This window comes from Nonomuraea sp. NPDC049750 (genome assembly GCF_040659625.1).
GTDB lineage: Bacteria > Actinomycetota > Actinomycetes > Streptosporangiales > Streptosporangiaceae > Nonomuraea.
In genome coordinates, this window is the sequence record NZ_JBFANB010000006.1 from 97,534 (window position 1) to 118,771 (window position 21,238).

Here is a 21,238-nt window from a genome sequence, read left to right on the forward strand (position 1 = left end):
GTGAAGTGTCGGTCGCCGTGGTCTGCCCCGACCACGGCGACCGTCGGTCAGTAGGCGTATCGCATGGCTGGTCACCTCCCCAGCTCGACGGGCAGAGTCCGTACCCCGCGCAGGGTGCCGCTGTCCCACATCACCGGCTCGGCGCACGGCCCGATGGCCGGGTAGCCGCGGGCGAGCTCCGTGAACAGCGCCCTGGTCTGCATGGCGGCGACACCGGCCCCCAAACAGGCGTGCAGGCCGCGGCCGAAGCCGAGGTGGGGGTTGGGGGTACGGTCCAGTCGAAGGGCGTCGGGGTCGGAGAAGGCGGCGGGGTCGCGGTTGGCGGCCCCGATGATCAAGGTCACACCCTCTCCCTTGCGGACCTTCCGGCCGCCGACCTCGGTGTCGGTCAGGCAGCCGCGGGCGAGCACCTGGACCTGGCTGGTATAGCGAATCAACTCTTCAACCGCTAAATCGGGATTTTTGGAGAATTCGCGGAGGCTGTCGGGATTGTCGGTCAGGGCCAGGAGCGAGAGCGTCAGCAACCGGGCCGAGGATTCGAAGCCGGCGTGGAAGGTGGAGCGGAGCGAATTCAGCACCAGGCGGCGGTCGACACTAGCGCTGGGGAGCTTTTTGCTGATATATGCGAACATGCCGTCCGGGCGATGCTCGACCATCCAGCGTTCTATTAACGCGTCGAGTTCGGCCCGCGCGGCCAGGCCCGCCGGTATCACCTCGGGGCGCAGACCGCCGTCCATGGTGTCGATGACGGGTGGGGAAACGGAGTTGAGCCAGTCGAGGTCCGGCGGATCCACTCCCAGGACCTCACAGATCGTCTCCACGGTCAGCGGGATGGCCAGCCGGTGGACGAAGTCGAACTCGGTGCCCGCCAGCGCCGCCAGGTGCCGCCGTACCCGCTGCTCGGTGCGTTCGGCCAGCGCCGCGTGGTCCTGGGCCCGGTAGGCGGCGGTGAGCAGCCGCCGTACGGGCGGGTGGTCGGGCGGATCGACGGTCTGCAACATGACCAGCTCGGCGGGCGTCCGCTCGCCGAGCCGCCGCCAGTCGGAGGTGAAACGGTCCAGCCCTTTGAGTACGGCGGCGCAGTCGGCATACCGGGTGAGCACCCAGGTGCCGAGTTCGCCATACCAGAAGAACGGCTCCGTTTCTCGCCAGGCGGCATAGACGGGTGCTGGATTTCGGAGTACTTCCGGTTTTAGTAGAACACGGAGCGAATGCGGAAAGGGACTTTCCGTCGACACTAAGTCTCCATAAATCGCTAAAAATTGCGCCAAACAATTGATTTAGCCGGTGTGACAATAGAGGAGTAAGAAGTGGTAGTCAACAGCGCTATAGCCGCGCGGGCGTCTCGCGTGGCGGACAGGGGTCCGTTGACCCACGCGCGCAGACTAGGCTTGTCACGCATGCCAGCCGACCGACGAGAGAGATCATGAAGACCTTCGAAGAGCTGTTCGCCGAGCTGTCAGAGAAGGCACGCACCCGACCCGAGGGTTCGGGCACCGTGGCCGCCCTCGACGCCGGCGTCCATGCCATCGGCAAGAAGGTCGTCGAGGAGGCCGCCGAGAGCTGGATGGCCGCCGAGCACGAGTCGAGTGACCGAGCCGCCGAGGAGATCTCCCAGCTGCTCTACCACGTTCAGGTGCTCATGCTCGCCAAGGGCATCGGGCTGGACGAGGTGTACAAGCATCTCTAGGGCGCCCGCGCCCGTCAGCCCGTACACCTAACAGCCCGCGAGACACCAAGGACACCACGGACATGTTGCGTCTGGCCGTACCCAACAAGGGCGCGCTCAGTGAGGCCGCCCAGACCATGCTCAAGGAGGCCGGCTACCGGACCCGCAAGGACAGCAAGGAGCTCGTCGTCGTCGACGAGGACAACGGTTGCGAGCTGTTCTTCCTGCGCCCGCGCGACATCGCGGTCTACGTCGGCGAGGGCACGCTCGACGCCGGCATCACCGGCCGGGACATGCGCATCGACTCCGGCGCCCCCGTCGAGGAGATCATGCCGCTCGGCTTCGGCGGCTCCACCTTCCGGCTGGCCGCCAGGGCGGGTGCCATGACGTCGGTCAAGGACCTCGACGGCCTGCGCATCGCCACCTCCTACGCGGGGTTGCTCGGCAAATATCTGTCGGAGTCCGGCGTCGACGCCCGCGTCATCAAGCTCGACGGCGCGGTCGAGACGGCCATCAGGCTGGGCGTCGCCGACGCGGTCGCCGACGTCGTGGAGACCGGCACCACCCTGCGCAACGTCGGCCTGGAGGTGTTCGGCGAGCCGATCATGCGCTCCGAGGCCGTGCTGATCAGGCAGCAGGGCAACGGCGCCGACACCGGCATCGAGCAGCTCGTGCGCCGCCTGCAGGGCGTCGTGCACGCCCGCGACTTCGTGATGATGGACTACGACATCCGCGCCGAGCGGATCGAGGAGGCCATCGCGCTCACGCCCGGCATGGAGGGGCCCACGGTCTCGCCGCTGCACCGCGAGGGCTGGGTCGCCGTCCGGGTGATGGTCCGGCGGCGCGGGCACCAGCAGGTGATGGACCAGCTCTGGGAGATCGGGGCAAGGGCCATCCTGGCCACCGACATCTACGCCTGCCGCCTCTGAGATCTGTCCGCTAGGTGATGTCCCGTCCGGGAATCACCTAGCTGTGGGTGACGAAACGCTTGCTCGTAGTTATGTCCCGTTCTGTGATGCCGCCGCCTTGCAGGCCTGGGCGGCACTGCAGCGCGGTAACCGGCGCTGGGCGGCGGGCGCGTCCCGCCGCCCCCGCCAGGATCCCGCCCGCAGGAAGCAGGTGGCGGCGGAACAGTCTCCCTACGCGGTGGTGCTGTCGTGCATCGACTCGCGGGTGCCGCCCGAGGTCGTCTTCGACGCCGGGCTGGGCGATCTGCTCGTCGTCCGTACGGCGGCGCACACCGTCGACCGGCTCGTCACCGCGGCGGTCCAATTCGGCCCGCAGGACTTACGCGCCAGCCTCGTCGTCGTCCTGGGACACCAGCGCTGCGGCGCCGTCATCGCGGCGGCCAGGGCGCTGCGCGAGCGGGAGACACTGCCCGGAGAACTGCCCAGCATCGTCGCCGCCCTCGAACCCGTCTACACCGGCTCCAGCGGCGAGGTGGACGACGGCGAGGTGGACGACGGCGAGGTTGACGACGGCGAGGTGGACGACATGGTTCGCGCGCACATCGTACGGACAGTGTTGGGGCTGAGGGCCGACACCCTGTTATCCCGCAAGGCCACCGTGGTCGGCGCCTACTACAGCCTCGACACCGGGCTGGTGCGGCGCGTCGCCTGACAAATGTCACCGTCAACCCCGGAAGTAACGCACTAACCAGGCAAGATCCACCGCCCTAGCGTTGATGTCATGAACGCCATCGTGTTCGACCACGTCAGCAAGGACTACGGGGACGTCCTTGCCGTCGATGATGTGTCCCTGGAGATAGAGCCCGGCAAGACCGTGGCCCTGCTCGGCCCCAACGGCGCCGGCAAGTCGACCTCCATCAACATGCTGCTCGGCCTGCTGCGGCCCTCCAGGGGGACGGTCAGCGTGTACGGCCGCACTCCCCGCCAGGCGGTCGCGGCCGGCCAGATGGGCACCATGCTGCAGAGCGGCCAGCTCATCCCCGAGCTGACGGTCCAGGAGCTCATCGACCTGGTCCGCAACCTGTACCCCCAGCCGCTGGACCTGGCGGAGATCCTCAAGCTGGCCGACCTCACCGACCTGGTGAAGCGGCGCGCGAACAAGCTGTCGGGCGGCCAGTCCCAGCGCGTCAGGTTCGCCCTGGCGATCGCGGGCGCGCCCAAGACGCTGCTGCTGGACGAGCCGACCGCGGCCATGGACGTGGAGTCCCGGCTGCGGTTCTGGGAGAGCATGCGCGCCTACGCGGCGGGCGGGCGGACCGTGCTCTTCGCCACGCACTACCTGGAGGAGGCCGACGAGCACTCCGACCGGGTGATCGTCATCGCCAGGGGCAAGGTGGTCGCCGACGGCACCGCCGCGCAGATCAAGGCGGGCGTCGGCGGGCAGGTCATCCGCTTCACCCTCGGCGAGCAGCCCGCGGCCGGGCTCGACCTGCTGCCCGGCGTCACGGCGGTGGAGATCGCCGCGGGCACGGCCACGCTGCGTACCTCCGACGCCGACGCGACCCTCGCCGGCCTCTACCGGGGCACCACGCTCGACGTGCGCGGCCTGAACCTCGCCGGCGCCGACCTAGAGGACGCCTTCCTCGCCCTCACCAGGGAGTCCTGATGCTCTACTACGCCAAGACCGAGGCGCTGCGGATGTTGCGCAACCGCCGGTACATCATCTTCGTGGTGTTGTTCCCCGTCGTGTTCTACCTGATCAACGCCAACATCTACGGCACCCAGACGGACTCGGCCGGCGTGCGGATGAGCACTTACCTGCTGGTGTCGATGGCCGCCTACGGCGCGCTCGCCTCGTCCATGATGAGCTCGGCCGTGCCCTGGGCGCAGGAGCGTCAGTCCGGCTGGCTGCGTCAGCTGCAGATCACCCCGCTGCCGAGCTGGGCGATCATCGTCACCAAGCTCGGCGCCGCGATGGTCCTCGTGCTGCCGTCCCTGCTGCTGGTCAGCGTGGCGGCCGTGCTGCAGCAGGGCGTGTCGATGCCCGCCGGCCAGTGGGTGGCGCTGCTGCTGTCGTTGTGGGTGGGGGCGATCCCGTTCATCGCGCTCGGGTTGTTCATCGGCTCCCTGCTGAGCGCCGACGCCGCCCAGCCCGCCGCGATGATCTGTATGTTCGCCCTGTCGCTGCTCGGCGGCCTCTGGTTTCCCATCGACGCCATCGGCGGCACGATGCGGACCATCGCCGGCTTCATGCCTTCCTACCACTACGCCAGCCTCGGCTGGAACGTGATCGCGGGCCACGGCGTGTCCATGTCCGACGCGCTGATCGTGGTGGCGTGGGGGATCGTGCTCGGCGGCGCGGCCGCCTACGCCTACCGGCGGGCTACTGTTCGGGCATGAGCTGGACCAACCGGTTTACCTTCGGCGGGACGGGTGAGACCTCGTCCCGCTACCGGCGGCTGTACGGGATCTGCTTCGGCATGGTCTACCTGTTCCTCCTGGTGGGGGAGATCCTGAGCGGGGAGTTCCACGGGGCCAAGGCCGTCTGGGCGTGGCTGTCTCTGATCGCGTTCGTGATCTCGTACCTGGCGACCGTCGTGAGCCCGCGCAGCATGACGGAGCGGTCGCGGTCGACGTACCCGCTGCTCGCCCTCACCACGGCGCAGGCGGTGGTCGGCGCGTTGGTCTTCGGCGGCGGCTGGCTGGCCCTGCCCATCTACTCCACGGTGCTCTTCGCCATGATCCTCCCGCCCCGGCGGGCGGGCTTCGGCATCGCCGGAATGCTGGCGGTCGTCGTCGGCGGCGGGCTGCTGCACCATTCCGACAGCACCACCCTCCTCATCCTGGGGATGGAGGTGGTCACGCTGGGCGTGCTGTTCATCGGCGTACGCAACACCAGGCTGCTGGCCGTGCAACTTCGCGAGGCGCAGGGCGAGGTGGCCCGGCTCGCCGCGGCGGACGAGCGGCTGCGCATCGCCCGCGACCTGCACGACCTGCTCGGCCACAGCCTGTCGCTGATCGTGCTCAAGAGCGAGCTGGCCGGGCGGCTGGCCGAGGACTCCCCGAAGGTGCACCAGGAGATCCAGGACATCGAGACCGTCGCCAGGAAGGCGCTGACGGAGGTGCGCGAGGCCGTCACCGGTTACCGGCAGCGCAGCCTGCCGGAAGAGCTCGACAACGCCAGGGCCGTGCTGCGGGCGGCGGGCGTGGAGCCACTGGTGCGGGTCTCGGGCACGCCGCTGCCCGGCCTGCTCGACGGCCTGTTCGGCTGGGCGGTACGCGAGGGCACCACCAACGTCGTACGGCACGCGCGGGCGCGTCGCTGCCGGATCGAGGTGACGCACGACGGCGAACACGCCATCCTGGAGATCATGGACGATGGGCAGGGCGAGGAGCCGGTCCGGCTCGGCAGTGGTTTACAGGGGCTGACCGAACGGGTGCGCGAAGCGGGCGGGAACGTCGAGGTGGGCCCGGGGGCCAAGGCGGGCTTCCGGCTGCGGGTGCTGGTCCCCGTGGGAGCGGCGGCGTGATCCGCGTGATCCTGGCCGAGGACCAGGCCATGGTACGCGGCGCCCTGGCGTCGCTGCTCGGCCTGGAGCCCGACATCGAGGTCGTCGGCGAGGCGGCCGACGGCGAGGCGGCCGTGGCCGTCGCGGTCCAGAAACTCCCTGACATCGCGCTGCTCGACATCGAGATGCCCGGCATGGACGGCCTCAGCGCGAGCGCCGAGATCACCTCACAGGTGCCCGGCTGCCGGGTGATGATCCTGACCACGTTCGGCCGTCCCGGTTACCTGCGGACCGCCATGGAGGCGGGGGCGGTGGCCTTCCTGGTCAAGGACAGCCCGGCCCGGGAGCTGGCGGCGGCGATCAGGCGCGTACACGCGGGGGAGCGCGTCATCGACCCGGGCCTGGCGGCGGCGGCGCTCAGCGCGGGGCCCAATCCGCTGTCGGCGCGCGAACGGGACGTGCTGGCCGCCGCGGTGGACGGCTCGACCATCGGCGACATCGCCCGGCACCTGCACCTGTCGGAGGGCACCGTGCGCAACTACCTGTCGTCGGCCATCCAGAAGACGCACGCCCGCAACCGCATCGAGGCGGTCCAGCGCGCCAAGTCACAGGGGTGGCTCTGAGACCGTCTGGATTGATCATCCTGCCCAGGCCACGTGCCGGATGAGGTCCGACACCCGCACGATGCCCAGGCAGCGGTTCAGCTCGTCGGTCACCACCAGGTCGTCGTAGACGCGGCCGGAGTCCTGGCCGGCCGCCCGCATGGCCGCCACGGCCGGGGTGGTCTTCGGCACCGTGCGCGGCGGGTCGGCCAGGCGCTGGGCGGGCTTCGCGCCGTGCAGCGCGTGCCCGTAGCGGGCCGCGAACGACAGCAGGAACCGGCTGCGGTCAAGGCTCCCCTTGGGCCGCTGGTACTCGTCCACCAGGATCACACTGGTGATCGACGGCTCGTGCCCGAACGCCGCCACCACCTCCTCCGCCTTGGCCCCGGCGGGCAGCGTCACGGCGGGCAGCAGGAACTCCTGCACGCGCGGCCCGAGCTGTACCGTGGCCGACGGCTCCTCGGTGGGCGGGAGCGGCACCCGTACCTTCCCGTCGGGTCCCGGGCTCAGCAGCGGCCCGCAGGCCAGCCGCACCTCCCAGCCGCGCACCGCGGCCAGCTGCGCCTCGCGCTCGACCCCCGAGACCAGCGCGTGCGCGCCGAGGCCGCGGGCCAGCGCCACGACCGACCGCGCCACCGCCGCCGGCCGGCGGTCGCCCGGCAGCCCTCCGATGGGCTCCGGGGCCAGGGCCAGCAGGTACGGGGAGGCGTCGGCGATGACGTCGAGCGGCACGCTCTCCGCGCCCACGTCGGCGAAGCCCAGCAGGTAGCCGAGGTTGCGCAGCCCGTTGAGCGTCACGGTCAGCAGCGGCCGGTCGGCGGGCCCGCACGGGCCGGTGAGCAGCACGATGGCCTCGCGCGGGTGCCTGCCCGACCGCCGCAGCGCTTCGTGCAGCGGAGCCAGCGCCCCCGCGCCTCCCAGGACGATCCGCATGGGCAGTTCCAGTACGACGGGCAGCGGGTCGGGGCGGAGGTAGCCCGCCGCGTCGATGACCGCCGGGCGCGCGATGACGGCTCCCGTGTCGAGGTCCACCACGGGGCTGGTGAGCAGGGAGGACACGTAGTGATGATGGGCTTGTGACAGGTTCGGCAGAAGTGACTTGAAACGAAATTCACCGATATTTCGTTCAGAGTTCCCGGCCTCCAGGCAGGGGTGGGCGCGGACCTTGGTCGGCTGGATTTTCGGCCACGCGAGCGGCCCTTTTGTGGCGCGCGGGCTGATTGGCTGCTCTTCCAGTCACGCGGGCTCCGGTTGGCCGGCCTTTCGGCACGCGGGCTCCGGTTTCCGGTCGGCTAACCTTCCCCCATGAGCGCGCGACCGGCCAAGGGCGGCGGACGGTGGGTGTCCGTCGTGCCCGAGCGCGTGCACCCGTGGATCGACGGCTTCGCCGATCGGCACGGTCCGTTCGAGGCCACCGGTGACGAGCAGGTCGTGCGCCTGGTGGCCGCCGACGGCGCGCTGGCGGAGCTGCACGTGCCCTTCCCACCCCTGCCACTGGGGCCACCGTACGTGACCAGGCTTGTCACCCACGCGCGGGCCGATCGGCGCGTGGGGGTGATCCTGGTACGGATGGGCGGCTACGCGACGGGCATGTTCCACGGGTCGCGGCTGGTGGTGTCCAAGGTCGGGTCTCGCCTGGTCCAGGGGCGTACCGCGGCGGGCGGGTGGTCGCAGCAGCGCTTCGCCAGACGCCGCCAGAACCAGGCGGACCAGGCATTCGAGGCGGCGGCCGAGACCGTGGCGCGCGTCCTGTCGCCGTGCCTGGGCGAGCTGGACGCGGTCGTGCTCGGCGGCGATCGCCGGGCCGTTGACGCGCTGCGCGCCGACCGGCGCCTGGCCGGCCTGCTGGCGCTGGAGACGGAGCCGTTCCTCGTCGTCCCCGACCCGAGGCTGGCCGTACTCAAGGACACGCCCGCGCTGTTCCGCGCGGTACGCATCCGCGTGGTGGACCCACCCACCACGGGCGGTGAATCGTAGGCGACATCGTCAGCGATGACCCCTGAGAGTGACGCCCGTCGGGGGAGCACTGACCGTGCGTGTATGCTCGCCGGAAGATCGGTGTCTTGAGTCGATTCAAAAAGATCATGAGTAAGGCTATGATAAGCCGCGTTCAACAATGGAGCGGCCTCGTGAGGATCAATGTCGACCACGAACATCAAGGAGGTCGCGCAGCGGGCACGCGTCTCCGTGGGCACTGTGAGCAACGTGCTCAACCGCCCCGAGATCGTCTCCCCCGCCACGCGTAAGCGCGTCTTCGACGCGATCCGCGAGCTGGGTTTCGTCCGCAATGAGGTGGCCCGCCACCTGCGGGTCGGCCGCAGCCGCACGGTCGGCCTGATCGTGCTCGACGTGGCCAACCCGTTCTTCGCCGACGTCGCACAAGGCGCCGACGCCCTGGCGGACGAGCACGACACCATGGTGGTGCTGTGCAACAGCGCCGCCGACCCGGCCCGCGAGCTGCGCCATCTCGACCAGCTCGAACAGCAGCGGGTGATGGGCATACTGATCACGCCGGTCGACGCGAGCAGCCCGAGACTGGCGGAGCTCGCCGCCAGGGGTACGCCCGTGGTGCTCGTCGACAGCGCGGCCACCGGGCTCCAGTGCTCGGTGGCGGTCGACGATCGGCTCGGCGGCCACATCGCCGGAGTTCATCTGATCGAGCGGGGACACCGCAAGATCCTGTTCGTCGGCGGGCCGCGGTCGATCAAGCAGGTGGGGGACCGGCATTTAGGGATAACGAGCGCCGTCTCCGAGGCGCGGGACACCGAGCCGGGCGGGGGAGTCGAGCCCGGCGGTGGGCCGGGTGGCGGGGTCGAGCTGATCGCCTGGTTCATGCCCGCGCTGAGCGTGGCCCACGGGCGCATCGCGGGCGAGCGGGTGGCGGCGCTGCCCGTTGAGGAGCGGCCGACGGCCGCCTTCTGCGCCAACGACCTGCTCGCCCTGGGATTCCTGCAGGCCATGGCCGCGCACGGGTTGCGGGTTCCGCATGACATGGCGATCGTCGGCTACGACGACATCGACTTCGCCGCGGCGGCGACCGTGCCCCTGTCGTCGGTCGGCCAGCCGCGCGAGCTGCTCGGGCGTACGGCCATAGACCTGCTGCTGGAGGAGGTGGCGGAGCCTGAGCTGCACCGGCACCGGCAGGTCATCTTCCAGCCGGACCTGGTGGTGCGGCAGTCCAGCGACCTGCACAGGAGTCCACCTTGACAGATACCGCAACCCGGTCGCCGGCCCCGGCGACCCGCGCAGGAGCCCACCTTGACGGAGATCTACCACAACCCGCTCGCCGGCCCCGATGACCTGGCGGGATTCCGGCTGGAGGGGGACGGGGCGACGACGTTCCCGATGGGGCGGATGCGGCTGGAGAGCCTCAGACCGCCCGCTGACGGGCAGGCGGCCAACGTGGTGCTGTGGTGCCCCGAGGACCTGCCCGCCGACGTACGGATCGAATGGGACTTCTGGCCGGTCAGGGAGCCGGGGCTGTGCATCATGTTCTTCCATGCCCGCGGCCGGGGTGGTGAGGATCTGTTCGATCCGGGCCTCGCGCCGCGTAACGGGCCGTACGAGCAGTATCACCACGGCGACATCGATGCCTACCACGTGTCCTATTTCCGGCGGATGTGGCCGTCGGAGCGCGCTCTGCACACCTGCAATCTGCGTAAGAGCCACGGGTTTCACCTGGTCACGCAGGGTGCCGACCCGCTGCCCGCGGCGCTGGACGCCGTCGGGCCGTACGCCGTGCGCCTGGACGTCCTGGGCGGCGAGATCACCTTCTCGATCAACGATGTGGTCTCGTTCCGCTGGACGGACGACGGGAGCACGGGTGGCCCCGCGCTGCGTGGCGGCAAGATCGGATTCCGGCAGATGGCCCCGATGATCGGGGAGTATGCGAATCTGCGGGTTTCACGTCATTGACATTGAGTCGATTCAACACTAATTTCGCACCAACCGCCGTTCACCCGTACGAAACGGACTAGGAACGGCGGCGCAACACTCCACCCCCGTGTCCGCGCACACGCCACGAGAAGGTGGTGCCGGATGAACCATCCCGCCACGTCGATCAGAATTCAAGCTGCCTGCTCAGAGCTCATCTGGGCGGCCCGGCTGAACCTCCTCTGGATCGTGTTCACCCTCCTGGGTGGCGTGATCCTCGGGCTCGGGCCCGCCACCGTCGCCGCCTACACGCTGGCACGGCGGCACAGCCAGGGTGAATCGTTTCAGGCTTGGCCGGAATTCTGGACCGTCTACCGGCGGGAGTTCGTCCGCGCCTCGCTGCTGATCCTGCCGGTGGCGGTGCTCGGCACCATTCTCGTGGGCAACTACCTGTACTTCTCCGCTCTCGGGCCCGGCTCGGAAGCGTTGCGGCTCGCGACCTTGGTGGCGATGGTGGCGCTGGCCGGGGTGGGGACCTATCTCGGGCCGCTCTACGCGCACTATGAGCTACCGCTGTGGGCCTACCTGCCCAAAGCGTCGCTGTTAGCGCTCACTCGGCCGGCCTCGTCAGTGGTGCTGCTGTTCGCGCTCGCAACCATCGTCTTCGTGACCTCGGCGGCGCCCGTTCTCACCGCGGTGATCAGCATCGGTGCGTGGATCTATCTCAACACGTGGCTCTGCCTGCGTTTCTTCGAGGAGAACGAGGCGCGCCTGCATTCGAAAGGGAACTCATGAGCGCATCTCGTCGCCGGCTGGTCGCCGGTGCACTAACGCTGACGGCGGCGCTACTCGCGTCCGCGTGCTCCAGCGGCGGTGGGGGGAGTGAGGCCGACAGCGGCACGGTGACCATGATGGTCCCGCTGTTCGGCACGGCCCCCGACCCCAAGGGCGAGATGCAGCAGGCGGTCGAGAAGCTCGTCGGCAAGAAGCTCCAGATCACCTGGGTGCCCAACGCCGACTACAACGACAAGACCAACGTCACGCTGGCCTCGGACAAGATGCCGCAGATCATGGTCATCCAGGGCGACAAGACCTCGTCGTTCGTCCGCGCCGCCCAGGCTGGGGCGTTCTGGGACCTGACCGACAAGCTGGACAAGTATCCGAACCTGAAGAACCGGGACGCGCAGACGGTCCGGAACTCCTCCACCAACGGCAAGATCTACGGTCTCTACCGGATCCGCCCCCTGCTCCGCTCGGCGGTCGTGATCAACAAGCAGTGGATGGAGAAGCTCGGGCTGAAGACGCCTGAGACCGTCGACGACCTCTACGACATCGCCAAGGCGTTCACGGAGAAGGACCCCGACGGCAACGGCAAGAAGGACACCTACGGACTGATCATCCCGAAGTGGCCGTCCCCGCAGTACGCCAGCTCCAGCCCGTACGACGTGATCGAGACCTGGTTCGGCGCCCCGAACGGCTGGGGTGAGCGGGGCGGCAAGCTCGTCCCCGGCTTCGACACCCCCGAGTTCGTCGAGGCGAACAAGTTCGTCAAGAAGATGGTCGACGAGGGCCTGGTCAACCCCGACTACGCCACCCTCGACTCGGCCAAGTGGAACGACCCGTTCATCCAGGGCAAGGGCGGCATCATCATCGATGTCAACGTCCGCGGCACCAACCTCCTCGACCTGCTCAAGGAGCAGGACCCCAACGACTTCGACAAGGTCCTCACGGTCGGCAACCTCAAGCGCTCGGACGGCAAGAAGTTCTCCTCCCCGTTCACCGGCTACAACGGCGTCATCGCCATCCCGCGGCAGAGCGTGCAGACCGAGCAGCAACTCGACGACGTGCTGACGGTCCTGAACAAGATGGCCTCCAAGGAGGGCGGGATCCTGCTGAGCAACGGGCTCGAGGGCCGCAACTTCAAGGTCCAGGACGGCTACGCCGCCCGCGTCAACCAGGACGACCCCAAGGTCAAGCAGATCCAGCAGGACGTGGACAAGGCGTTCATCCAGCTCGGCACCACCGCCAGCGTCGGCCTCGGCGCCTACCCGGACCTCTACCCGGACAAGCCGCACCAGGACCAGGTCACGCTGCGCACCAAGCTGGCCGAAGAGGACCTGAAGACCGCCGTGCACAACCCGGCGCTCCCGGTCATGGCGCCCACCACCATCGCCAAGGGCCAGACCCTTGACCCGATCATCACCGACGCCCGGATCAAGTTCATCTCCGGCGCGATCGACGAGGCGGGGCTGAAGGCGGAGATCAAGCGCTGGTACGACAACGGCGGCACCCAGATCGCCGCCGAGACCAACGACCTGGTCTCCAAGCTCGGCAACTGATCTCGCCCAAGGGGCCCGGGACATTCCCGGGCCCCTTCTGTGAAAGGAGGTGGCTGTGGCCACCGACCTGGCGCCGCCTCCCGTGAAGGCGGCCACCAAGCCCGGGCGTCCCCGCGAGAAGCTGACCTTCCGGACCGCCATGCTGCGTTACCGCTGGCTGTACCTGATGCTGTTGCCCGGTCTCGCGTACTTCGTCGTCTTCAAATACCTGCCGATGTACGGCGTGACCATCGCCTTCCAGGACTTCCTGCCGTTCCTCGGCTACTCCGGCAGCCCGTGGGTCGGCTTCAAGCACTTCGAGGAGCTGTTCAACGGGCCGGACTTCGGCCGCCTGATGTTCAACACGCTCATCCTGGCGCTGCTGACGGCGGTCTTCGTCTTCCCGGCGCCGATCATCGTCGCGCTCATGCTGAACGAGCTGCGGCACAGCGTGCTCAAGCGGTCGATCCAGTCGCTGGTCTACATCCCGCACTTCCTGTCCTGGACGATCGTCGCCTCGCTGACGTACCTGCTGTTCTCCGTGGACTTCGGGGTGATCGCCACCTTCTTCCACGAGCTGCTCGGCGGCAAGAAGGTCGACTATGTGGCCCAGCCCGACTGGTTCCGGCCGATCATCGTCTTCCAGCTGCTGTGGAAGCAGACCGGCTGGGGCACGATCATCTACCTGGCCGCGCTGGCGGGCGTGAACACCGACCTGTACGAGGCGGCCCGCATGGACGGTGCCGGGCGCTTCCGGCAGTTCTGGCACATCACGCTGCCCGCGATCCGGCCCACGATCGTGGTGATGGCCGTCCTGACCTCGGGTCACCTGCTCGACACCGGTTTCGAGCAGATCTGGCTGATGACCGGCGCGCTGAACCGCTCGTCGGCGGACGTGTTCGACACCTTCGTCTACTACATGGGCATCACCCAGGGCGCCTTCAGCTACTCCACGGCCGTCGGCCTGTTCAAGGGACTGGTGGGCGTCCTCCTGATCTTCGGCTCCAACTGGCTGGCCAAGCGCCTCGGCCAGCGTGGCCTGTTCTAAGGAGCGCTTGAATGCCCAACCAGTCGCCCACACACCAGCACACGCTCAGCAGCCGCGTGTTCGATGTGCTCAACATCGCCGTGCTGCTGTTCCTGGCGCTGATCACGATCCTGCCGCTGCTGTACGTGCTGGCCGGATCGTTCGCCTCGGAGGCGGAGATCGCCTCGCGGCCGTTCTTCCTGTGGCCGGAGAAGTTCGTCACCACCACCTACGAGTACATCTTCGACTCGGGCACGTTCGTCCGGGCGCTGCTCACCACGATCTGCGTGACGGCGGTGGGCACGGTGGTGCAGGTGCTGCTGACGTTCACGATGGCCTACCCGCTGGCCAAGCGGTACCTGCCGGGACGGACGCTGGTCCTGAACCTGGTCATCTTCACGCTGGTCTTCACCGGCGGCATGATCCCCACCTACCTGGTGGTGCGGGACCTGGGGCTGCTCGACAGCTACTGGGCGCTGATCCTGCCGCTGGCGATCAACCCGTTCTATCTGATCATCGTGAAGAGCTTCTTCCAGGAGCTGCCGCAAGCACTGGAAGAGGCGGCGCGCATCGACGGCTGCAACGAGATGGGCGTCTTCTTCAAGATCGTGCTGCCCCTGTCGAAGCCGATCATCGCGACGTTCTCGCTGTTCTACGCGGTGGGCATCTGGAACGACTACATGTCGCCGCTGTTGTACATCGACGACTCCAAGAAGTGGACGCTGCAGGTGCTCGTCAGGCAGCTGACCAGCCCTGACGCCCAGAACGCGATGGCCATGCTGGAGTCGGTGTTCTTCCCCACGCAGGGACTGAAGTTCGCGGTGGTCGTCATCGCGACGCTGCCGATCCTGTTCTTCTACCCGTTCCTGCAGAAGCACTTCTCCAAGGGCGTGCTGCTCGGGTCGGTCAAGGAGTGACCCGCACCGTGCTGCTGGCCGGTGACTCGACGGTCGCCTCCTGCCCGGCGTTCGAGGCGCCGATGTCGGGCTGGGGGGCGCAGCTCGGCGCCCATGTCGGCGGCCCGGTGCGCAACTTCGCCAAGGGTGGCGCCACCACGGCCAGCCACCGGGCAGAGGGGTTGTGGGCGGCGCTCCTGCGGGAGGCCGCCCTCGGCGACGTCGTGGTGCTCCAGTTCGGGCACAACGATCAGAAGGAGCCTGACCTGCCGTACCGCGACAACCTTCGCGTCTTCGTCGAGGAGGCGCGTGGGGCGGGCGCGCTGCCGGTGCTGTGTACGCCGGTGCAGCGGCGCAGGTTCGACGGCGATCGGCTGGTGCCGACGCATGGCGACTATCCCGGCCAGGTGCGTGAGCTGGCGGCGGCCGAGGGTCTGCCGCTGATCGACCTGACCACGGCGACCACTGAGCTGTACGAGCGGCTCGGTCCCGAGGGCTCCAAGGCCCTGTTCACCCATTTCGCGTTCACCCATTTCGGGTCCGGCGAGCACCCGCTCCATCCCGACGGCGTCGCCGACGACACCCACTTCTGCTTTCGCGGCGCCGACGAGGTGGCGGCGATCGTCGCCGGGCGACTCAAGGAGATCTGTTGACCGCGCTGAACTGGCTCGACCGGCCCAAGGAACAGGGCGTGACCTGGGGGGTCCCGTGGGCGCGCGGCACGGTGGAGCGCGACTCCCCGTTCGCGCTCACCGATCCCGAGGGCCGCGGGGTGCCGGTGCAGAGCTGGGTGACCGCCACCTGGCCGGACGGGTCGGTCAAGTGGTCGGCGCACGCCATCGGGCCGCAGGCCCAGCCCGCCGCGTCGTACGAGCTGACGGCGGGACGGCTGGCCGCCGACGCGGTCGACAAGGACGATGCGGCGAGACGACCGGGCGCCGACCAGGACGATGCGGCGGGGCAACCTGGCACTGTGCCGGAGCGGCCCGTCACCGTCGTCCGTGCGGGCGGCGTGCTGCGGGTCAGCACCGGGCCCGTCACCTGGACGATCGAGGAGGCGGGCGACACGCTGGCCCGCTCCGTCTCCCACGGCTCCCGCGAGATCGCCAGGGACGTCCGCCTGGTCAGCCTCCACCAGGACGGCCCCACCCCGGACGAGGGCGGTACCGTCACCCGCGAGCAGGCCACGGGCATCGTCCGCGAGGTCACCGTCGAGCAGGACGGACCCGTCCGGGCCGTGATCCGCCTGACGGGCGACCACGGCGGCCGGCTGCCGTTCACCGTCCGCCTGTACTTCTACGCGGGCGCCGAGGACGTACGCGTCATGCACACCTTCGTCTGGGACGGCGACCCGGAGCGCGACTTCCTGGCCGGGCTCGGCCTGCGCGCCGACGTGGTCATGCGCGACGAGCTCCACGACCGCCACGTAAGGCTGGCCGGGCAGGACGGCTTCCTCACCGAGGCGGTACGCGGCCTGACCGGGCTGCGCCGCGACCCGGGGGAAGCTGTACGGCGGGCCCAGGTCGAGGGCAGGCCGTGCGGCCCGATCGGCAACCCCGAGGTGGCGAACCGCCTGCACCTCATCCCCGCCTGGAACGACTACACCCTCGACCAAGCCTCGGCCGACGGCTTCACCCTGCGCAAACGCACCGCCGACGGCCACGCCTGGGTGACCGTTCCGTCGGGCACCCGCTCGGCCGGGTACGGCTACCTCGGCGGCGCGAGCGGCGGCCTCGGCTTCGGCCTGCGTGACTTCTGGCGGCTGCACCCGACCCGGCTCGACGTCAGAGGCGCCGCCACGGACCTGGCCACCGCGACAGTCTGGCTCTGGTCGCCCTCCGCTCCCGCCATGGACCTGCGCTTCTACCACGACGGCATGGGCCAGGACACCTTCGCCGAGCAGCTGGAGGGCCTGGAGATCACCTACGAGGACTACGAGCCGGGCTTCGGCCACGCCCAGGGCATCGCGCGTACCCATGAGCTCACGCTGCGCGTCCACGACGCCACGCCGTCATCAGAGGGCCTGGCCGGGCACGCGGACGCGATGAACGAGCCCGCGCTGCTGGCCGCCGCCCCGCAACGCGTCCGCGAGGCGGGCGTGTTCGGTGACTGGGCGCTGCCCGACCGCGCCACGCCCGCCCATGCCGCGATCGAGGACCGGCTGGACCTGCTGTTCGACTTCTACCGCCGCGAGCGGGAGCAGCGCAGGTGGTACGGGTTCTGGGACTACGGCGACGTCATGCACACCTATGACGCCGACCGGCACACCTGGCGCTACGACGTCGGCGGCTACGCCTGGGACAACTCCGAGCTCTCGCCCGACCTGTGGCTCTGGTACCAGTATCTGCGTACAGGACGGGCCGACGTCTTCCGCTTCGCCGAGGCCATGACCCGCCACACCGGCGAGGTCGACGTCTATCACCTCGGCCGCTGGAAGGGCCTGGGCACCAGGCACAACGTGCAGCACTGGGGATGCAGCGCCAAGCAGCTGCGCATCTCCAACGCCGCCTACCGGCGCGTGTTCTACTACCTGACCGCCGACGAGCGCACCGGCGACCTGCTCGACGAGCTGGCCGGGCCGGAGAAGACGTTCCTCGTGATCGACCCCACGCGCAAGGTGCGCGAGGACGTCTACACCCCCGACCCGGCCGCCCTGGCGGTCGGGCTCGGCACCGACTGGGGCGCGCTCGCGGCGGCCTGGCTCACCCGGTGGGAGCGGTACGGCGACGAGCACGCCAAGGACAGACTGCTGGGCACGATGGCCGGCATCGGGGCGCTGCCGCGCGGCTTCCTGACCGGCGAGGCCCGCCTCGACCTGGCCACGGGCCGCTTCGACACCTCGCGGGACCAGATCTCCGTCTCCCACCTGTCGTCGGTCTTCGGGCTGCCCGAGATGTGCTCCGAGCTCATCGCGCTCGACCTGGACGTCCCCGGGTTCGAGCAGGCGTGGCTGGACTACTGCCGGCTCTACCTGGCCTCGGCCGAGCGGCAGGCCGCCGAGGTGGGTCACCCGCTGAGCGGCATCTCGCTGGTGCAGGCGCACAGCCGCCTGGCCGCGTACGCCGCGGCCCGCTCGGGCGACGCCGAGCTGGCGGACCTGGCCTGGCGCAAGTTCTTCCTCGACGAGGGCGACCAGCTCAATCGCAACCCTCTGCAGCGCGAGCCGGACTGGCGCCTGAGTCGGGTCGAGGGGCCGAACGTCCTGGCGTACGTGCTGGAGGCGCCCTTCATCTCCACCAACGACGCCGCCCAGTACGGCCTGGCCGCGATCCAGAACCTCGCGCTGATCGGAGAGCACCTGCCGGCCGATTAAGCAGAGGTGGGGCTCCCGGCGAGGGCCCTACACTGATCTGTATGCACACTCCCGATTGACCGGCGTCCCCCCACGCCCACCTCTTCTTACCCCTAGCTCGGGAGTGTTCCGTCAATCATGATCATCGCCAGTGACATCGAGCTGCGCGCGGGCGCGCGGCTACTCATAGAGAACGCCTCGTTCCGGGTCAATCCCGGCGACAAGATCGGGCTCGTCGGCCGCAACGGCGCGGGCAAGACCACGCTGACCAAGGTGCTGGCCGGCGAGGGCATGCCCGCCGCCGGCAGCGTCACCACCAGCGGCGCCGTGGGCTACCTGCCGCAGGACCCGCGTACCGGTGACCTGCAGGTCCTTGCCCGCGACCGCATCCTGTCGGCCAGAGGGCTCGACGAGGTGCTGCGCAAGCTGCGCGAGGCCGAGCTCGGCATGTCCTCCGCCGACGTGCGCACCCGCGACAAGGCCGTCAAGCAGTACGGCCGGCTCGAGGACCAGATGCACGTGCTCGGCGGCTACGCGGCCGAGTCCGAGGCCGCCTCCATCGCCTCCAGTCTGGGCCTGCCCGACCGGGTCCTCGGGCAGCCACTGGAAACGCTTTCCGGCGGCCAGCGAAGGCGCGTGGAATTGGCACGCATTCTTTTCAGCGGAGCGGAAACTCTCCTTCTCGACGAGCCGACAAACCACCTAGATGCGGACTCAATCGGGTGGCTTCGTGATTTTTTGCGATCGCATCAGGGCGGCTTGGTGATCATCAGTCACGACGTGGGCCTTCTTGAAGCGACGGTCAACAAGGTGCTGCACCTCGACGCCAACCGCAGTGTGATCGACCACTACAACGTCGGCTGGAAGGCCTATCTGGCGCAGCGCGAGACCGACGAGAAGCGCAGGAAGCGCGAGCGGGCCAACGCCGAGAAGCAGGCGGGCGCGCTGCTGTCGCAGGCCGACAAGATGCGGGCCAAGGCCACCAAGGCCAAGGCCGCTCAAGACATGATGCGCCGCGCGCACCGGCTGCTGGCCGGCACGGAGGAGGAGCGCCAGAGCGACAAGGTCGCCAAGCTGCGCTTTCCCGACCCCCTGCCCTGCGGGCGCACCCCGCTCACCGGCGCGGGCCTGTCCAAGTCCTACGGCTCGCTGGAGGTCTTCACCGACGTCGACGTGGCCATCGACCGAGGTCACCGGGTCGTGATCCTCGGCCTCAACGGCGCGGGCAAGACCACCCTGCTGAGGCTGCTGGGCGGGGTCGAAAAGCCCGACAGCGGCGAGATCAGGCCCGGCCACGGCCTCAAGATCGGCTATTACGCCCAGGAACACGAGACGCTCGACGGCGAGCGCACCCTGCTGGAGAACATGCGCTCGGCCGGCGACAAGTTCACCGACACCGAGTTGCGCAAGGTCCTCGGCTCCTTCCTGTTCTCCGGCGACGACTCCGACAAGCCGGCGGGCGTGCTGTCCGGCGGCGAGAAGACCCGGCTGGCGCTGGCCATGCTGGTGCTGTCTAGTGCGAACGTACTTCTGCTCGATGAGCCCACGAACAACCTAGATCCGGTCAGCCGCGAGCAAGTTCTGAACGCTCTGAGGTCATATTCAGGAGCGATCGTGCTCGTTACCCATGACGAGGGTGCCGTTGACGCCTTGTCACCGGATAGGGTGATCTTGCTACCAGACGGAACTGAAGACGCGTGGAGCGAGGAATTTTCCGATCTTGTGGCACTTGCCTGATCTTAATTTGGGTGGGTACGGATCTTTTCCCGTGGAGTAGGTAGCCGATCCCGCTGAAATGACTGATCATGGCGGAGTAACGCTGCGGAAGTCCGGCACTACAGGAGGTACTCGTGGCCGAGACACTGAAGAAGGGCACCCGGGTAACCGGGGCCGATCGTGAAAAACTGGCCGGCGATCTCAAGAAGCGCTACGCCGCGGGCGAGAGCATCCGCGCCCTGGCCGCTTCGACCGGTCGGTCTTACGGGTTCATCCACCGCATCCTGAGCGAGTCCGGTGTGACTCTGCGCGGGCGCGGAGGGGCGACCCGAGGCAAGTCCAAGCGCTGACGGCCGCCTCGGAACGTGCGACCGCAGCCGCTCGTCCCAAGTCAGCCGCCGTCGCGCCCGAGTCCCAGAATGACATTCTGTAGGCTCGGGCGCGACGGCTAAGGCAATGAGGGAGCGGGCGATGGCGGAAGCGCAGGCGCCACAGCGTGGGGGGTACACGGAGGACGTCTCTGCCGAAAGGCTGGCGGAGATCGGACTTCGCTTCGAGGTGGACGGTGAGATCGCGACGATCGCGCTGGATCGGCCCAGTAAGCGAAACGCACAGACGTTCGCGACCTGGGCGGCACTGGCTGACATCGGGGGCAACCTGCCTGAGCAGGTGCGCATCGTCGTCGTGAAAGGCGAGGGACCGTCCTTCTCGGCAGGCATCGACCTGCGAATGTTCACGCCTGAGGGAGTGCCCGGACAGGGCTCGTTCAGCTCGGCGGCACAACTCGACACCACAGCGTTCGAGCAGCAGATCAGGAAGGCCCAACAAGGGTTCCTGTGGTTCCGCCGACCGGAGATCGTCTCGATAGCGGCCGTGCAGGGGCACGCGATCGGCGCGGGGTTCCAGCTCGCGCTCGCCTGTGACCTGCGCATCGTGGCCGACGACGTCAAATTCTGCATGAAGGAGCCCGCACTGGGGCTGGTGCCCGATCTGACCGGCACCAAGCCACTGGTCGAGCTGGTGGGGCTGGCCAAGGCGATCGACATCTGCCTGACTTCTAGGACGATCGGGGCGGAGGAGGCCCTGCGGATCGGCCTCGCCGAACGCGTGGTCGCGGCGGATGACCTGGCGCGAGCCGTACAAGACAAGATCGCGGAGCTGCTGTCGACCAACCGGGACGCGGCGGCGGCGACCAAGCGACTCCTCCAGGGAGCGCGGGCGCGCACCCTGGAGGAGCAGAGCGTGGCGGAGGGTGTCGAGCAGGCACGCCGCCTCAAGGCGCTCTTCGGCGGAGCCTGAGCGGCGCGTCGAGCCGACCCGGGAGCCGCCGGGAATCGCGCTGAGCTGACCCGGGAGCCGCTGGGGTGCCCGCGTTGGGCCGGCCCGGCTGCGCCCGCGTTTCGCGCTGAGCTGACCCGGGAATCCCAC

General features: G+C 68.9%; 21 protein-coding genes. 19 read left to right on the plus strand and 2 right to left on the minus strand.

All coding sequences use genetic code 11. The features are described from left to right. Positions 1 to 71: 71 nt before the first annotated feature. On the minus strand, positions 72 to 1,103 hold the full coding sequence (locus AB0J16_RS18480; protein WP_358540545.1) for a cytochrome P450: 1,032 nt from the start codon (positions 1,101 to 1,103) through the stop codon (positions 72 to 74). A gap of 323 nt (positions 1,104 to 1,426) precedes the next feature. Here AB0J16_RS18480 and AB0J16_RS18485 point away from each other — a divergent pair, with 323 nt between their 5' ends. From AB0J16_RS18485 to AB0J16_RS18515, 7 genes are all read left to right on the plus strand, one after another. Continuing rightward, complete coding sequence (locus AB0J16_RS18485; protein ID WP_357958461.1) at positions 1,427 to 1,690, plus strand: phosphoribosyl-ATP diphosphatase; 264 nt, start codon at positions 1,427 to 1,429, stop codon at positions 1,688 to 1,690. Positions 1,691 to 1,752: 62 nt separating this feature from the next. Then, positions 1,753 to 2,598: an ATP phosphoribosyltransferase gene (gene hisG, locus AB0J16_RS18490; RefSeq protein WP_358540548.1), complete on the plus strand. Its 846-nt coding sequence runs from the start codon at positions 1,753 to 1,755 to the stop codon at positions 2,596 to 2,598. Between the two features lie 43 nt (positions 2,599 to 2,641). Then, positions 2,642 to 3,289, plus strand: a complete 648-nt coding sequence (locus tag AB0J16_RS18495) for a carbonic anhydrase (protein WP_358540550.1) — start codon at positions 2,642 to 2,644, stop codon at positions 3,287 to 3,289. Between the two features lie 69 nt (positions 3,290 to 3,358). Next, entirely contained in the window at positions 3,359 to 4,243 is an 885-nt protein-coding gene (locus AB0J16_RS18500) for an ABC transporter ATP-binding protein (protein WP_358540552.1), read from the plus strand. Beyond that, complete coding sequence (locus AB0J16_RS18505) at positions 4,243 to 4,977, plus strand: ABC transporter permease (RefSeq protein WP_358540553.1); 735 nt, start codon at positions 4,243 to 4,245, stop codon at positions 4,975 to 4,977. Before AB0J16_RS18500 ends, AB0J16_RS18505 begins: the two co-directional genes overlap by 1 nt. Continuing rightward, positions 4,974 to 6,107 carry a sensor histidine kinase gene (locus AB0J16_RS18510; RefSeq protein WP_358540556.1) on the plus strand — a complete coding sequence of 378 codons (1,134 nt, stop codon included), beginning with the start codon at positions 4,974 to 4,976 and terminating at the stop codon, positions 6,105 to 6,107. The genes AB0J16_RS18505 and AB0J16_RS18510 overlap by 4 nt, the downstream gene beginning before the upstream one ends. Next, the gene (locus AB0J16_RS18515) at positions 6,104 to 6,709 is read left to right on the plus strand and encodes a response regulator transcription factor (RefSeq protein ID WP_358540559.1); all 606 of its coding nucleotides are present in this window, start codon (positions 6,104 to 6,106) and stop codon (positions 6,707 to 6,709) included. The genes AB0J16_RS18510 and AB0J16_RS18515 overlap by 4 nt, the downstream gene beginning before the upstream one ends. A gap of 15 nt (positions 6,710 to 6,724) precedes the next feature. Here AB0J16_RS18515 and AB0J16_RS18520 read toward each other — a convergent pair whose 3' ends face one another. After that, positions 6,725 to 7,747, minus strand: coding sequence for an EAL domain-containing protein (locus tag AB0J16_RS18520; protein WP_358540561.1), 1,023 nt, complete (start codon positions 7,745 to 7,747; stop codon positions 6,725 to 6,727). Between the two features lie 246 nt (positions 7,748 to 7,993). Here AB0J16_RS18520 and AB0J16_RS18525 point away from each other — a divergent pair, with 246 nt between their 5' ends. From AB0J16_RS18525 to AB0J16_RS18580, 12 genes are all read left to right on the plus strand, one after another. Further along, complete coding sequence (locus tag AB0J16_RS18525) at positions 7,994 to 8,665, plus strand: acVLRF1 family peptidyl-tRNA hydrolase (protein ID WP_358540563.1); 672 nt, start codon at positions 7,994 to 7,996, stop codon at positions 8,663 to 8,665. A gap of 162 nt (positions 8,666 to 8,827) precedes the next feature. Then, the gene (locus AB0J16_RS18530; RefSeq protein WP_357958489.1) at positions 8,828 to 9,895 is read left to right on the plus strand and encodes a LacI family DNA-binding transcriptional regulator; all 1,068 of its coding nucleotides are present in this window, start codon (positions 8,828 to 8,830) and stop codon (positions 9,893 to 9,895) included. Between the two features lie 51 nt (positions 9,896 to 9,946). After that, entirely contained in the window at positions 9,947 to 10,603 is a 657-nt protein-coding gene (locus AB0J16_RS18535; protein ID WP_358540566.1) for a DUF1961 family protein, read from the plus strand. Between the two features lie 123 nt (positions 10,604 to 10,726). After that, positions 10,727 to 11,356, plus strand: coding sequence for a DUF624 domain-containing protein (locus tag AB0J16_RS18540; protein ID WP_358540568.1), 630 nt, complete (start codon positions 10,727 to 10,729; stop codon positions 11,354 to 11,356). Then, positions 11,353 to 12,900 carry an extracellular solute-binding protein gene (locus AB0J16_RS18545; protein ID WP_358540571.1) on the plus strand — a complete coding sequence of 516 codons (1,548 nt, stop codon included), beginning with the start codon at positions 11,353 to 11,355 and terminating at the stop codon, positions 12,898 to 12,900. The genes AB0J16_RS18540 and AB0J16_RS18545 overlap by 4 nt, the downstream gene beginning before the upstream one ends. 55 nt (positions 12,901 to 12,955) lie before the next feature. Further along, the gene (locus tag AB0J16_RS18550) at positions 12,956 to 13,927 is read left to right on the plus strand and encodes an ABC transporter permease subunit (protein ID WP_358540574.1); all 972 of its coding nucleotides are present in this window, start codon (positions 12,956 to 12,958) and stop codon (positions 13,925 to 13,927) included. An 11-nt stretch (positions 13,928 to 13,938) separates the two neighbouring features. After that, the gene (locus tag AB0J16_RS18555; protein WP_225291347.1) at positions 13,939 to 14,823 is read left to right on the plus strand and encodes a carbohydrate ABC transporter permease; all 885 of its coding nucleotides are present in this window, start codon (positions 13,939 to 13,941) and stop codon (positions 14,821 to 14,823) included. Beyond that, on the plus strand, positions 14,820 to 15,455 hold the full coding sequence (locus AB0J16_RS18560) for a rhamnogalacturonan acetylesterase (protein ID WP_358540576.1): 636 nt from the start codon (positions 14,820 to 14,822) through the stop codon (positions 15,453 to 15,455). Before AB0J16_RS18555 ends, AB0J16_RS18560 begins: the two co-directional genes overlap by 4 nt. Continuing rightward, entirely contained in the window at positions 15,452 to 18,115 is a 2,664-nt protein-coding gene (locus tag AB0J16_RS18565; RefSeq protein WP_358540579.1) for a Tat pathway signal sequence domain protein, read from the plus strand. The genes AB0J16_RS18560 and AB0J16_RS18565 overlap by 4 nt, the downstream gene beginning before the upstream one ends. A gap of 117 nt (positions 18,116 to 18,232) precedes the next feature. Continuing rightward, on the plus strand, positions 18,233 to 19,831 hold the full coding sequence (locus tag AB0J16_RS18570; protein ID WP_358540582.1) for an ABC-F family ATP-binding cassette domain-containing protein: 1,599 nt from the start codon (positions 18,233 to 18,235) through the stop codon (positions 19,829 to 19,831). Positions 19,832 to 19,944: 113 nt separating this feature from the next. Beyond that, positions 19,945 to 20,160, plus strand: a complete 216-nt coding sequence (locus AB0J16_RS18575) for a helix-turn-helix domain-containing protein (RefSeq protein ID WP_020547488.1) — start codon at positions 19,945 to 19,947, stop codon at positions 20,158 to 20,160. A 121-nt stretch (positions 20,161 to 20,281) separates the two neighbouring features. Continuing rightward, positions 20,282 to 21,109, plus strand: coding sequence for an enoyl-CoA hydratase/isomerase family protein (locus AB0J16_RS18580; RefSeq protein ID WP_358540585.1), 828 nt, complete (start codon positions 20,282 to 20,284; stop codon positions 21,107 to 21,109). Positions 21,110 to 21,238 lie beyond the last annotated feature (129 nt).

Bases quoted from the DNA above. Each gene is read 5' to 3' on its own strand.
- AB0J16_RS18485 (WP_357958461.1), top strand. From the start codon at position 1,427: ATGAAGACCTTCGAAGAGCTGTTCGCCGAGCTGTCAGAGAAGGCACGC.
- hisG (WP_358540548.1), top strand. From the start codon at position 1,753: ATGTTGCGTCTGGCCGTACCCAACAAGGGCGCGCTCAGTGAGGCCGCC.
- AB0J16_RS18500 (WP_358540552.1), top strand. From the start codon at position 3,359: ATGAACGCCATCGTGTTCGACCACGTCAGCAAGGACTACGGGGACGTC.
- AB0J16_RS18505 (WP_358540553.1), top strand. From the start codon at position 4,243: ATGCTCTACTACGCCAAGACCGAGGCGCTGCGGATGTTGCGCAACCGC.
- AB0J16_RS18510 (WP_358540556.1), top strand. From the start codon at position 4,974: ATGAGCTGGACCAACCGGTTTACCTTCGGCGGGACGGGTGAGACCTCG.
- AB0J16_RS18525 (WP_358540563.1), top strand. From the start codon at position 7,994: ATGAGCGCGCGACCGGCCAAGGGCGGCGGACGGTGGGTGTCCGTCGTG.
- AB0J16_RS18530 (WP_357958489.1), top strand. From the start codon at position 8,828: ATGTCGACCACGAACATCAAGGAGGTCGCGCAGCGGGCACGCGTCTCC.
- AB0J16_RS18540 (WP_358540568.1), top strand. From the start codon at position 10,727: ATGAACCATCCCGCCACGTCGATCAGAATTCAAGCTGCCTGCTCAGAG.
- AB0J16_RS18545 (WP_358540571.1), top strand. From the start codon at position 11,353: ATGAGCGCATCTCGTCGCCGGCTGGTCGCCGGTGCACTAACGCTGACG.
- AB0J16_RS18555 (WP_225291347.1), top strand. From the start codon at position 13,939: ATGCCCAACCAGTCGCCCACACACCAGCACACGCTCAGCAGCCGCGTG.
- AB0J16_RS18570 (WP_358540582.1), top strand. From the start codon at position 18,233: ATGATCATCGCCAGTGACATCGAGCTGCGCGCGGGCGCGCGGCTACTC.
- AB0J16_RS18580 (WP_358540585.1), top strand. From the start codon at position 20,282: ATGGCGGAAGCGCAGGCGCCACAGCGTGGGGGGTACACGGAGGACGTC.